General features: G+C 59.0%; 14 protein-coding genes. 8 read left to right on the top strand and 6 right to left on the bottom strand.

Features of this window, described 5'->3' with window-relative positions:
• Positions 1–39: 39 nt before the first annotated feature.
• Positions 40–423: a winged helix-turn-helix transcriptional regulator gene (locus DT594_RS00425; RefSeq protein ID WP_149330886.1), complete on the top strand. Its 384-nt coding sequence runs from the start codon at positions 40–42 to the stop codon at positions 421–423.
• A 33-nt stretch (positions 424–456) separates the two neighbouring features.
• Here DT594_RS00425 and DT594_RS00420 read toward each other — a convergent pair whose 3' ends face one another.
• Together DT594_RS00420 and DT594_RS00415 are read right to left on the bottom strand one after the other, a co-directional pair.
• Positions 457–1,773, bottom strand: coding sequence for a sensor histidine kinase (locus DT594_RS00420; RefSeq protein WP_149330885.1), 1,317 nt, complete (start codon positions 1,771–1,773; stop codon positions 457–459).
• Entirely contained in the window at positions 1,770–2,465 is a 696-nt protein-coding gene (locus tag DT594_RS00415) for a response regulator (protein ID WP_149330884.1), read from the bottom strand. The genes DT594_RS00420 and DT594_RS00415 overlap by 4 nt, the downstream gene beginning before the upstream one ends.
• A 151-nt stretch (positions 2,466–2,616) precedes the next feature.
• Here DT594_RS00415 and dsbD point away from each other — a divergent pair, with 151 nt between their 5' ends.
• The 6 genes from dsbD (at position 2,617) to DT594_RS00385 (ending at position 8,472) form a co-directional block, all read left to right on the top strand.
• On the top strand, positions 2,617–4,383 hold the full coding sequence (dsbD, locus tag DT594_RS00410; RefSeq protein WP_149330883.1) for a protein-disulfide reductase DsbD: 1,767 nt from the start codon (positions 2,617–2,619) through the stop codon (positions 4,381–4,383).
• A complete protein-coding gene (locus DT594_RS00405) occupies positions 4,383–5,198 on the top strand; it encodes a TlpA family protein disulfide reductase (RefSeq protein WP_149330882.1) in 816 nt (271 codons plus the stop codon). The genes dsbD and DT594_RS00405 overlap by 1 nt, the downstream gene beginning before the upstream one ends.
• A complete protein-coding gene (dsbG, locus tag DT594_RS00400) occupies positions 5,195–5,950 on the top strand; it encodes a thiol:disulfide interchange protein DsbG (RefSeq protein WP_149330881.1) in 756 nt (251 codons plus the stop codon). The genes DT594_RS00405 and dsbG overlap by 4 nt, the downstream gene beginning before the upstream one ends.
• A 95-nt stretch (positions 5,951–6,045) precedes the next feature.
• The gene (locus tag DT594_RS00395) at positions 6,046–6,693 is read left to right on the top strand and encodes a c-type cytochrome (RefSeq protein ID WP_149330880.1); all 648 of its coding nucleotides are present in this window, start codon (positions 6,046–6,048) and stop codon (positions 6,691–6,693) included.
• A 38-nt stretch (positions 6,694–6,731) separates the two neighbouring features.
• Entirely contained in the window at positions 6,732–7,604 is an 873-nt protein-coding gene (locus DT594_RS00390) for a c-type cytochrome (RefSeq protein WP_425460512.1), read from the top strand.
• A gap of 118 nt (positions 7,605–7,722) precedes the next feature.
• Positions 7,723–8,472 (top strand): MBL fold metallo-hydrolase, encoded by a 750-nt coding sequence (locus tag DT594_RS00385; RefSeq protein ID WP_149330878.1) that lies wholly within the window; start codon positions 7,723–7,725, stop codon positions 8,470–8,472.
• 12 nt (positions 8,473–8,484) lie between these two features.
• Here the strand turns inward: DT594_RS00385 and DT594_RS00380 are convergent, their stop codons facing one another.
• The 4 genes from DT594_RS00380 to puuE all read right to left on the bottom strand — a co-directional run bounded on the left by DT594_RS00380 (position 8,485) and on the right by puuE (position 11,785).
• Positions 8,485–9,342, bottom strand: coding sequence for an SDR family NAD(P)-dependent oxidoreductase (locus tag DT594_RS00380; protein WP_149330877.1), 858 nt, complete (start codon positions 9,340–9,342; stop codon positions 8,485–8,487).
• Positions 9,343–9,463: 121 nt separating this feature from the next.
• Entirely contained in the window at positions 9,464–9,952 is a 489-nt protein-coding gene (locus DT594_RS00375; protein WP_149331893.1) for an ureidoglycolate lyase, read from the bottom strand.
• Positions 9,953–9,979: 27 nt separating this feature from the next.
• Positions 9,980–10,828, bottom strand: coding sequence for a bifunctional allantoicase/(S)-ureidoglycine aminohydrolase (locus tag DT594_RS00370; protein WP_149330876.1), 849 nt, complete (start codon positions 10,826–10,828; stop codon positions 9,980–9,982).
• 39 nt (positions 10,829–10,867) lie between these two features.
• Entirely contained in the window at positions 10,868–11,785 is a 918-nt protein-coding gene (gene puuE / locus DT594_RS00365; protein WP_246164557.1) for an allantoinase PuuE, read from the bottom strand.
• Between the two features lie 123 nt (positions 11,786–11,908).
• Here puuE and DT594_RS00360 point away from each other — a divergent pair, with 123 nt between their 5' ends.
• On the top strand, positions 11,909–12,652 hold the full coding sequence (locus DT594_RS00360) for an aspartate/glutamate racemase family protein (RefSeq protein WP_149330874.1): 744 nt from the start codon (positions 11,909–11,911) through the stop codon (positions 12,650–12,652).
• Positions 12,653–12,667 lie beyond the last annotated feature (15 nt).

Genomic DNA, 12,667 nt, shown 5'->3' with positions numbered 1-12,667 from the left:
ACGCCGATCCTAGTCGGCACCAAATGGTACCTACCCCTTATGCAGACCGGATCAGACGAAGAAAAATGGGAGGAGGATTGCGCGCCAAGACGCGTACTGGAACTCTTCTCGACAAAGTGGACCAGCATGATTCTTCACACGCTGCATGCCCGGCATGACGGCATTGCCCGCACCGGCGCATTGCACCGATCCCTGCCAGGCATCTCGAAAAAGATGCTGATTCAAACGCTGCGTGAACTGCAAGCCAGCGGTCTGATCGAGCGACACGCCCAGGACACTGTGCCGCCAGCGGTAAGTTATGCGTTGTCGCCGCTGGGCAAGCTGATGGTTCAACCCATCGAGATGATCTACGACTGGGCGAGAACCAACTCAGGTGCCCTGGACCAACTGCAGCCGCGAGCTACTTCGCGAAGACGGCCGTGAAATATAAGTAGGTCGCCTACAGGGGGGCTGGACTCAGGGCCGCAACGGCAGTTCTAGCGTCACCAGCATGCCATCACTGCAATTGCTAAAGCGCAGCTGACCGCCGGAGCGCTGAACGATCGCATCAACAATCGCCAGCCCTAGCCCACTGCCGCTACCCGCACCCTGGCGCCAGAATCGCCGCGTTAACATCATCATGCTCTCGTCGGCTAATCCAGGGCCATGGTCACGTACCTTGAAACTCGCCCAGTCGCCTTGGCAGTTCACCTCGAGTTCCACCTTTGTGCCTTCAAGGGTGTGCCGCAATGCGTTATCCAGCAGGTTACGTAATGCCATAGTCGCCAGCGCGGGTGGGATATTCAGAACTCGAGGCGACAATTCCCCGGTAGAACACAGTTCTACGCGCTCTTTGGCGTCAGGCACATCCTGAATCGCCAATCGGGCTACCTCTAACGCGGTGGCTTGAGCCCCCTCCTCAAAAGATTGCCGCCCCTCGACCCGCGCCAGTAGCAACAATTGTTCAAGCGTGCTCTGCAAACGATCGGCGCCCTTTTCGGCCTGCACTAGTGCATGAGCAGACTCTGCACCCGTAGTCATTCCCGCCACCTGCAAATGCACTTTGATGGCAGTGAGTGGGCTGCGCAATTCATGGGCTGCGTCGCCGGTAAAGCGCCGTTCTCGCTCGATGGCATGGGCGATCCGTTCAAATAGCTGATTCTGGCTGTTCTGGAGGGGCTGCAATTCACTCGGCAGCGGCGAAAGCTGCAATGGCTCAAGCGAATCCGGACCACGCTGGAGCACAGCATCCGCCATGCGCCGCAGCGGCTCCAGACCTTTGCGCACGCCCAACCAGAGCAACAGCAGTGTGCCTAGCAACGCCACGCCCACCGGCAGAGCCGCCGCCAACAGTACTGAAGATTGCAGTGTCTGGCGCTCGTCCAGTCGATCGGCAGTGGTAATGCGCATGCCGTGCTGTTCGACGGTGTAGCTGCGCCAATGGACGCCGTCTATCTGCTGGTCGCGAAAGCCGATCTGCTGTGCGTCGAGCGGCTCCGCGAGTTCCGGGTTGCTGCGCGCGATTACTTCGCCACGTAAAGAACTGACCTGGCATGTGAGCCCGTCGGGCATACCCAGCCGTTGAGCAGTTATGCGCTCCGCAGTCTCTGGCTGCGATGACTGCGGTATTTGTACCAGCAGACCCGCAACCATCTGCGCCGACGCGGCAAGCCGCTGATCCAGCGAACGCATCATCTCGGCACGCAGGTCATAGAGCATCCAAGCTGCCGCTAATGACCATAAAATGATGAAAGTGGACCCCAGCGTCAGGGTCAGGCGCAAGCGTAAACTCATTCTCCCGAACCTCTTGCAGGGGACGTAGCAGATGCCGCAGGACCTAGACGATAACCTGACCCGCGCACAGTCTCGACAATGTGATTGCCCAGCTTGCGGCGTAAATGATGGATATGGACGTTGAGCGCGTTACTTTCCAGCTCATCACTCATGCCGTAGATGCTGTCCTTCAATTGCCCTGCGCTCAGCACACGGCCCTTATGAAGCAGCAAAGTGTTGAGTAAGGCTCGCTCACGACGTGAAAGATCCACCGGAGCATCGTTCAGCCAAACCAGTGCAGCATCGGGATCATAAACCAGCGTTCCGTGCTTGATCAGATTGGTGCTGCGGCCGCTGGAGCGTCGCACCATGGCATGCAAGCGGGCGCTCAATTCGCGCAGATCAAAGGGTTTTACCAGATAATCATCAGCGCCCGATTGCAACCCGGCAACGCGATCACTGATCGCATCACGGGCGGTCAACACCAGCACTGGTATCGGTACTTCTCGAGCGCGCAACCGGCGCAGCAGCAATAATCCATCCTCGTCCGGCAAGCCCAGATCAAGAATCATCACATCAAAGGTGATGGTGCCGAGCATGGCTTCAGCATGAGCAGCAGTGCCAACCGAATCAACAGTCATGCCCTGAGCTGCCAACCCAGCGGCTATACCACTTGCAATCAGTGGGTCGTCTTCGACAAGGAGAATATGCATAGTTCATCCGCTGCTGCGTGGCATCAGTATCCATTGTAATGATTAACGGCGGATTAACAGTCACAACGGCCGCAGGGTGTTGGGTTAATTCGACGTTAATCCTGCTGTCCCATACTGCGCTCCATCGAATCGCGGTTGGAGCAATTACAGCATGAGATGGCGCTATGTTCTGGTTTTACCCTGTCTACTGGTGTGGTCGAGCCTGGCATTCGCTATCGCGAGTTTGAGTGGGGTGGACAGTAATGACAGCGAGTTTCTGCCAGTGGAGCAGGCTTTCGAGCTGGTGGTCGGCGAGAGTACCGATGGTAAAACCCAACTGACCTGGCGCATTGCCCCCGGCTACTACCTGTATCAGCAACGCCTGACGTTCTCCGGCCTGGATCAGGATTTTCAACCTGCCCTGCCTGCTGGTCTTCCTCACAGCGACGAGTTCTTTGGCGATTCCGAGATTTACCGTGACTCGCTAAAACTGACAGTTCCACCAGGGCATTCCGGCCAGTTCACAGTTGCCTGGCAAGGCTGCGCCGATGCCGGTCTATGTTATCCGCCGCAGAGCCTTGATATCGGTACAGCAGACGACGCAGCGGCTGATGCGCCAGAGGCACAGAGCTCACTAGCCCAAGCGGAAGACCAGCGCATGGCCAGCCAGCTCCAGGAGTGGACATTACCATTGGCACTGACGCTGTTCTTTGGCCTCGGGCTGCTGCTGGCTTTTACCCCGTGCTCGCTACCCATGTTGCCGATTCTGGCTGGGCTGGTGGTCGGCAGCGGCGCGACTCCGCGCCGCGGACTGATGCTCGCTTCGGTGTATGTCATCAGCATGGCCATGGTCTACGCCACATTGGGCATGCTTGCCGCAATGCTCGGTGGCAATTTTCAGGCAATACTGCAGCAGCCTTGGTTACTAGGTGCTTTCGCGGGGCTTTTCGTTCTACTTGCCCTGCCCATGTTCGGGGTCTTCGAGCTGCAACTACCCGCCTTTGTCAGGGACAAACTCGATCGAGCCGGACGCAAGCAAACCGGCGGTCATCTGGGTGGTGCTGCCATGCTCGGGTTATTGTCCGGCCTGCTGGTTGGCCCGTGTATGACCGCGCCGTTGGCCGGTGCGCTGCTGTATATCAGCCAGACGGGGGACATCCTGCAAGGCGGCCTGGCGCTCTTTGCGCTGGGCATCGGCATGGGCATTCCGCTGTTGCTGGTGGTTACTCTGGGGACGCGGTTTTTACCGCGCCCAGGCGCCTGGATGAATCGGATCAAAGTAGTTTTCGGCTTTGTATTTCTGGCAGCTGCGCTCTTGATCGTCCGCCCGGCACTGGACGAATCCTTATGGCTAGGCCTGTTCGCCGTGTTACTGCTCGGCGCCACCGCCACGATTATGCAGACCGCACGCCACAGCACCCACAGTGCAATACTGCATACTCTTGCCGCACTCGCAGGCGTATGGAGTCTGACGCTGCTGCTGGGCGCCGCCGGTGGCGCTACCAATCCCTGGCAGCCTCTGACGATCTATACAGCCTCAGCCATCGGCGCGCCTGCCGAAAGCCACATGGATGCCTTTACTACGCTGGACACGCCAGCTGAGCTAGACCAGCAACTGGCTGATGCCAGCGCTGCGGGCGAGTGGGTACTGGTGGACTATTACGCCGACTGGTGCGTGTCCTGCAAGGTCATGGAGCAGCAGGTCTTTGGCCGAACTGACGTAATGGCCAGCCTGGAAGGTGTCCGGCTGTTGCGCCCGGACGTTACCAGCAATAGTTCAGAAAGCCGCCAACTCCTCTCAAGATACGAGATACACGGCCCACCCACACTGTTGTGGATCGGCCCCGATGGCCGAGAGCGCCGGGCGAACCGTATCACCGGCGAAGTGAACGCTGAAGAATTCCTGCAAAAATGGCAAACCACTAAAGAGGACGGGTAATGCTTACGGTCAATATAGGCCCGCTGGCCATGGCCAGCTCACATTTCATCTTGCTGGTCAGCCTTGTCGTGGCAACCCTGACCGGCTGGTGGTTAGGTCGCCACCGCGAACGTAACCCTGAAAAGCACCTGTTCAACCTTCTGCTGCTCGGCTTGGTCGTCGCCCGGCTGGCATTTGTGGTTATGTATTTCGAGCACTTCACCGAGAGCTTTTGGCGAATTATCGATATTCGCGATGGCGGATTTATCATCTGGCCGGGGATCGTCGCTGCGCTAGGAGCGGGCCTGGGGCTCGCCTGGCGTGATATTACCTTGCGCATGCCGTTGGGTGGCGCTCTCGCAGTGGGGCTGATTTTCTGGGGAGTCAGCAGTTACATGCTCCACGCCATGCAACAGGGTACACAGTTGCCCGAGATGACTCTGCTGGACATGGAAGGGGAACAAGTCTCGCTGCATGAACTCAATGACCGGCCACTGGTGGTCAATCTGTGGGCTACCTGGTGCCCGCCCTGCCGGCGGGAAATGCCGGTACTGGCCGACGCCCAGCGACAGCACGCCGATATCGTCTTTGCCTTCGTCAATCAAGGCGAAGGTCAGGGCGAAATCATTCGATTTATGGACGACACCGAACTAACGCTGAACAACGTGCTGCTGGATACCGGTGGGCAGTTCGGCCAGCAGGTTGGCTCACAGGCGCTGCCTACCACGCTTTTTTACAACGCCCAAGGCCAGCAGGTCGCCAGCCACCTCGGCGAGTTGTCCGCTGCGAGCCTGTCCCGCCAGATTGCCAAACTCAAAGAGGAACCAACACCATGATCCGACTGCAAACCAAGAATACGCTCCCCGCCCTGCTGTTAAGCCTGAGCCCATTGACCCATGCCGAAGACTGGCCCGCACCCATCGCCGCGACTATAGAGCGTGGTGTCGAGATCGTCGGTCAGTTTGACGCGCCCTCGGGTCTGCAGGGCTATGCCGGCAAATTCAACGGCCAGCGCATGGCGTTATTCCTTACAGAAGACCAAGAACACGTGATCGTCGGCACCATGCTGGATGCTACCGGTACAGACGTAAGCCGCGCGGCTCTCGATAAGTTGGTTTATGGCCCCATGGGCGAAGAAATGTGGGCGCAACTGGAAGCCAGTAACTGGATCGGTGACGGCGCGGATGATGCCAGGCGTGTGGTCTATACCTTCACCGACCCCAACTGCCCGTTCTGCAGCATGTTCTGGAAACAGGCACGTCCCTGGGTCGAATCAGGCAAGGTTCAACTACGACACATCATGGTCGGCATATTAAGGGAGGACAGCCCCGGCAAATCAGCTGCCATTCTCGCCGCCAAAGACCCGGCAGCTGCGCTGCACCAGCACGAAGCAGGTGATGATGCTAAAGCGCTGGACACCATCCCCGCAGCGATAGCCCAGCAGCTGAAAACCAATCACGAACTGATGACTCAGCTGGGCGCCCAGGCAACACCGGCAATCTTCTTTCTGGATGACAAGGGCAAAATGCAACAGCAGCAAGGTGCGCCACGGCCGGAACGTCTGGCAGAGATCATGGGGCCGGAATAAGCGATGCGCTGCGCGGCGCAGGCTACACTCACAGTATCTACGCAGAACCTACCCAGTAGCCCGCCGGGTATCACCCCCAATAAATAGAGGCTTATATGAAAGTCGCTTTCTGGTCGCTCACCGGTCTTCTTCTGGCGTCAAGCCTGCAAGCCTTCGCCACAGACGCAACTGCCGTGTACACGAAGGGGGGCGGCAACCCCGCTGCGATGGCGTGCATCACCTGCCATGGCGCCGAGGGCGAAGGAATGGCGGCGGCCGGATTTCCGCGACTCGCCGGCTTGTCTGCTGATTACATGAAAAAACAGCTCGGCGATTACCTGTCAGGTGATCGCGCGAACCCGATCATGCAACCTATCGCTGCCGCACTAACGCCTGAAGAAGTGGAAGCCGTTACCACGATGCTGGCCAGTAAACCGGCCCCAAAAGTTAAAAAAATCGGACGTGCAGCTGAGGCCCAAACCCTTGGCGCAATCCTGGCACTGCGGGGCGCGTGGGAGCGCAATATTCCTGAATGCGTGGCCTGTCATGGTCCGAGCGGGGTTGGGGTCGGCGATGCCTTTCCGCCACTCGCAGGGCAATCAGCTCAGTACCTGTCCTCGCAGCTGAATGCCTGGCGACAGGGAACGCGCAAAAACGACCCGAATGACCTCATGGGCCACATAGCCCGCAAGCTAACCGACGACGAGATCAAGGCGGTCTCGGCGTATTTCGCCAGCTTGAACGAAGCAGGGGCAGCACAATGAAAACTTCCACAAGCGCTCTGTTGTTCATCGCCCTGGTCATGCCAGCCCATGCTGACAACAGCAGGACCGAGGATCAGTCGCAGATTCACACTGATGCGACCGCCGGCAGCGACCAGTATTTCCAACCCCCATCGGAGAGTGAGCTGCCGGATAACGCCTTTGGCAAGCTGGTACAGGAAGGCCGCGCCATATTCGTCGATACCAAAAATCGAGCTCCGGAGTATGTTGGCAACGGTCTCGCGTGCGCCAACTGCCACCTGGAGCAGGGACGCAAAGCCAACTCGGCACCGCTGTGGGCTGCCTACACCATGTACCCAGCCTATCGGTCGAAAAATGACAAGGTGAACAGCTATACCGAACGCCTTCAGGGTTGTTTTCAGTACAGCATGAACGGCACGGCACCGGAGGCAGACAGTCCAGTGATTGCTGCCCTTTCTGCGTATTCATACTGGCTATCCACCAGCGCACCGACCGGCCAGGCGCTGCCAGGACGTGCTTATCCCGAAGTACCTGAGCCCAAGGGTGGCTATGATCTTGCCAAAGGCGAGCAAATCTATACAGCGCAGTGTGTGGTATGCCATGGCGAAAATGGCCAAGGACAGAAGGCAGGAAAGGACTATGTTTTCCCTCCCCTGTGGGGAGCTGACTCGTTCAACTGGGGCGCGGGGATGCACCGAATCAACACCGCAGCTGCATTTATCAAAGAAAACATGCCGCTAGGCCAGGGCGGCACCTTGACCAATGAAGATGCCTGGCACGTAGCCGCGTTCATGAACAGTAAAGAACGACCTCAGGACCCCCGCTTGGTCGATGGCTCGGTGGAGAAAACGCGGGTTAAATACCATGCCAATGATGGGGTGAACCTATACGGCAAGACAATCAATGGGCGAGTTCTGGGCGAAGGGCTTTAACTTGCCAATGCGTGGTGAGAATGCATGACCTTCCAGAATCCTGCTCCAGGACAAGTATCAGCCCTGCACCGCTCGTTACACTCACACCATCCACACAGTCCTTTACGCGGAAGACCTTATGATATTCAGGCAACTGTTCGAACCCGTCTCCAGCACCTATACCTACCTGCTGGGCTGCGAAACAACCGGTGAAGCGGTGCTTATCGATCCGGTCATCGCCACCATCGACCGCGACCTGAGCGAGATCAGCAAGCTTGGGCTCAAACTGGCCTACAGCCTGGATACACATATTCATGCCGACCACATCACTGCTGCGCTGGAGCTGAAAAAACGCGTGGGCAGTCGTATCGCCGCGCCGGCATTCGATCACCTACCTTGCGCCGATATCGGTATTGAAGAAGGTCGGCCCTTCAGGGTCGGCAGCCTGGATATCACTCCGCTGCATACCCCCGGGCATACCGACGGCCACTTCGCCTACCTGCTGGGTGATCGCTTGTTTACCGGCGATGCGCTGTTGATCGATGGCTGCGGGCGCACAGATTTTCAGAACGGCGATGCCGAGGCGCTGTACAAGAGCGTCAGAGAAAAGCTGTTTGTCCTGCCCGACGATTATCTGGTGTACCCAGCCCATGACTATCAGGACCGCCGCGTCACCACCATCGCCCAGGAAAAAAAGCGCAACCCGCGGCTCGGCATGGACAAGACCCTGGACGAGTTCAAGACCATCATGGCCAATCTGAACCTGCCCTACCCCAAGTTCATCGACCACGCCGTGCCCGGCAACAAGCAATGCGGCGTCTGCCCTGCGGACCTGCCGGACAATCTGATGCAGTATTGCGAGCAGATTGCCCTGACACCGCAGGGCTAACGCGACCGCGCTCTACTGCTTATTCACTGCTAACGGATCGACCGATGCGCCGGCGCCCAGCTCGGCGCGTACCTTGGCCAGGCGTGCGCCTTCCTTGGAGGTAATCGCGAACAGTTTGGCTGGATCGGCGACACGCAGTTGCAGCGCACCCAGCTCCATGCCTTCGGCCACGACGATGTCATGCTGGCGGGCGCTCAGGCCATCCAGAATGGTTTTCGCCGCATCAACCGGGTCGATACCGTTGTCGATGTTGGTATCCGAACGCCCGCGTGCAGCGCCTGACCCTTCCAGGGCGTTCTGCGCAATCGCCGTACGCACCGAGCCCGGCAGAATCACGCTGACGCCAATCCCGTAGGCGTCTTCGACTTCGGCCCGCAGTGCCTCGAAATAGCCGACCACCGCGTGCTTGGCACCGCAGTAACCGGTGCGCAGTGCAGTACCGACCTTGCCGGCAACCGAACTGACAATCGCCAGTTGCCCGCCACCTTGCTCGACCATGCGCGGCAGCAACGCCTGGGTCAGCGCCAGCGGCGCAAGGTAATCGACCTCAATCAGTTTGCGGTAAACGTCAAAGGAGGTATCCAGCGCCAGACTGCGCTGGCTGATGCCGGCGTTGTTGATCAGCACGTCGATGCGCCCGCGCCAGTTCCAGGCCTGTTCAACCAGCTCAGGCAGGCGATCATATTCGGTGGTTTCAAACGGCAGGACCAGCGTGCGTTCCGGGGCCTGTGCAGCCACGGCTTCCAGTGCGTCGGCCCGGCGTCCGGAGAGAATCACCTCCGCGCCCTGTGCCAGGAATGCATTGACCAGCGCCTCGCCAATACCTGATGACGCGCCGGTGATCCAGACTACCTTGGATGCAAATGACATAACGAAAATCTCCATGGCCAGCGGGCAACGAGCGTCCCGCAAAACCATGGAAAGTAGCCTGTAACCGCGGCGCGAGTCTGTCTCGGTTTTGACAGTCGCGCCGCGAAAAGTGGCCTCCCGATCAGGCCAGGGTGACCCGTATCGGCAGCGGGTACTCGTCGCAGTTGTGCCCGGCACCGCCACGATCAACCACCAGGAACTCACCTTCGCTCTCAAGCACTGACTGGATCGCATGCCAGGTGCCGGCGTGATAATTCACACCCTGGCGGCCATCGGTGACAAAGGCGCGCACCTGAGCCGGATCAATCGCATCACCCGCCGGCGCGACCACCACCACGAAGCGCTCGCCGTGCAGCGGCACAAAGGCCTGGCTGCCCAGCGGGTGACGCTCTAGAAAGGTCAGTTCCAGCGGCATCTCGACCGGCTGGCTGACAAACAGGCTGATCAGGGTTCGGGCTTCCTCGCCCAGGGTCTCGACCTTGGCCAGATCATGATAACGACGAGTGCGGCCGCTGTTGATCATGAAGTACTCGGCCCCACGGTGGTCGATCACATCGCCAAAGGCAGCAAAGGCCTCGGGCGTCAGCGGTTCAGCGGTCAGTTGCAACACAGTGTCAGTGCTCATCAGCATCTCCGCTCAGCTGCCGTAAGTCGGCAGTTTCATGTGACGGTTGACGTCCTTGTACAGCAAATAGCGGAACGGGCCGGGGCCGCCGGCATAGCAGGCCTGCGGACAGAAAGCACGCAGCCACATATAGTCACCGGCTTCGACTTCTACCCAATCCTTGTTCAGCAGGTACACCGCTTTGCCTTCGAGCACATAGAGGCCGTGCTCCATGACGTGGGTTTCGGCGAAGGGAATCACGCCGCCGGGCAGGAAGTTGACGATATTCACATGCATGTCGTGGCGCATGTCCTGGGTATCGACAAACCGCGTGGTGCTCCAGCAACCATTGGTGTCGGGCATCACCAGCGGCTCAACATCATCTTCGTTGGTGACAAAGGCCTCCGGCATATCAATGCCTTCAACCTTTTCGTAAGCCTTGCGGATCCAGTGGAAGCGCACCGTGGCATCCGAGCTATTGCGCGCCGTCCAGTCGCTGCCCGGCGGAATAAAGGCATAGCCACCCGGCTGCATGTTGTGTATCTGACCGTTCAGGGTCAGGGCCAATTCGCCCTCGACGATAAACAACACGGCCTCGGCGCGCGGGTCGGTTTCCGGCTTGTCGCTGCCACCGCCGGGCTGCACTTCCATAATGTACTGGGAAAAGGTCTCGGCGAAACCGGTTAGGGGCCGCGACAACACCCACAGACGGGTACCGGTCCAGAATGGCAGGTGGCTGGTGACGATATCGCGCATCACGCCCTTGGGAATAACGGCGTAGGCCTCGGTAAATACCGCGCGGTCCGTCAACAGCTGCGTCTGCGGCGGGTGCCCGCCAGTCGGCGCGAAATAGCTTCTGGGTTCGTTCGAACGCTGGGTCATCGGTGACTCCTTGACTTGAAACGGCTGAAAACGGACTAGTTAAACAGGATGATGTTCGGCCCAATGGCGGGCAATGTCGATACGGCGTGTGACCCATACCCGATCATGCGCCTCGATGTAATCCAGGAATCGCTGCAGCGCGCGGAAGCGCCCGGGGCGGCCAATCAGGCGGCAGTGCAGGCCGACGGACAGCATCTTCGGCTGCTCACTACCCTCTTCGTACAGCACATCGAAGGCATCCTTCAGATAGCTGAAGAAATGGTCGCCGGTATTGAAACCCTGGGGCGAGGCAAAGCGCATATCGTTGGTGTCCAGGGTGTAAGGCACCACCAGGTGATTGTGCAGCTCGCCCTGGCTGTCGGCCGCGCGGGTCCAGAACGGCAGGTCGTCGCCGTAATAGTCGCTGTCATACAGAAAGCTGCCCTCATCCAGAAGCAGACGCCGGGTATTGGGGCTGTCGCGGCCGGTGTACCAGCCCTGCGGTTTCTCGCCATACAGGCGCTGAAATGTTTCCATGGCCCGCAGCAGATGCTCGCGCTCGGTAGCTTCGGGCATATCCTGATAATGGATCCAGCGCCAGCCGTGGCAGGCAATTTCATGCCCCAGTTCCTTGAACGCCATGGCCACTTCCGGGTGACGCTCCAGCGCCATAGCCACGCCAAACACCGTCAGCGGCAAGCCGCGCTTTTCGAACTCATTGAGAATGCGCCAGACGCCAGCGCGGGAGCCGTATTCGTAGATCGACTCCATGCTCAGATGCCGCGCCGGGAAAGCCTCGGCACCGACAATTTCCGAGAGGAATTTTTCCGAGTGGCTGTCGCCATGCAGCACGCAATTCTCGCCACCCTCTTCATAGTTGAGCACAAACTGCACGGCGATGCGGGCCTTGCCCGGCCAGTTGGCATGCGGCGGGTTACGACCGTAGCCGACCAGATCCCGCGGGTAATTGGCGTGAATGCTCATGTCTGCGTAACCTTTTTGAACCAGTTGAGAAACCCACTGTATTTTTAGTTTTTGACCAAAGCAATTGTATACAATTAAACTGGATCTTTGTGTACAAATCTAAAACAGGCCAAAGCCATGCATATCCGCGTCATCAATCCGAACACCACGCAAGCCATGACGGACACCATTGGAGAAGCGGCCAGGGCCGTAGCCTCACCCGGCACGCGCATTACTGCCTGCCAACCTGACAGCGGCCCGGTCTCTATTGAAAGCCATTTTGATGAAGCCGTCAGCGTCATGGGCGTAATCGAGGAAGTGCTGGCCGGCGAACGCGAAGGAACTGACGCCTATATCATCGCCTGCTTTGGCGACCCGGGCATCTACGCTGCCCGCGAGCTGACCCGCGCACCAGTGATCGGCATTGCCGAGGCGGCCTTTCATATGGCCAGCCTGATCAGCACGCGCTTTTCCATCGTCACCACCCTGCCCCGCACCATGATCATCGCCGAACACCTGCTGGAAAGTTACGGTTTCAGCCATAACTGCCGGCGTATCCGCGCGGCAGACATACCGGTGCTGGACCTGGAAGACAATCCCGACCGGGCACTGGAGCTGATTATCGAAGAATGTCTGCGCGCCAAGCGCGAGGACAACATCGGCGCCATCGTGCTGGGTTGCGGCGGCATGGCCGACTTGACGCCGACAATCAGCGAGGCCGTTGGCTTGCCGGTGGTGGAAGGTGTGACCGCCGCGATCAAACTGGCCGAAGCCGTGGTTGGGCTGGGGCTGGGCACCAGCAAATTCGGCGATCTGGCCTTCCCCCGGCCAAAGCCCTTTATCGGGCGCTTCGAGAGCTATTCCAACCTGAAGCTGGAATAAACATTGCACCACTCA

The organism is Halopseudomonas laoshanensis (genome assembly GCF_008365385.1).
Taxonomy (GTDB): Bacteria; Pseudomonadota; Gammaproteobacteria; order Pseudomonadales; family Pseudomonadaceae; genus Halopseudomonas; species Halopseudomonas laoshanensis.
Note: the sequence above shows the minus strand (reverse complement) of the source record. Positions and strands in the feature narration are given on the sequence as shown.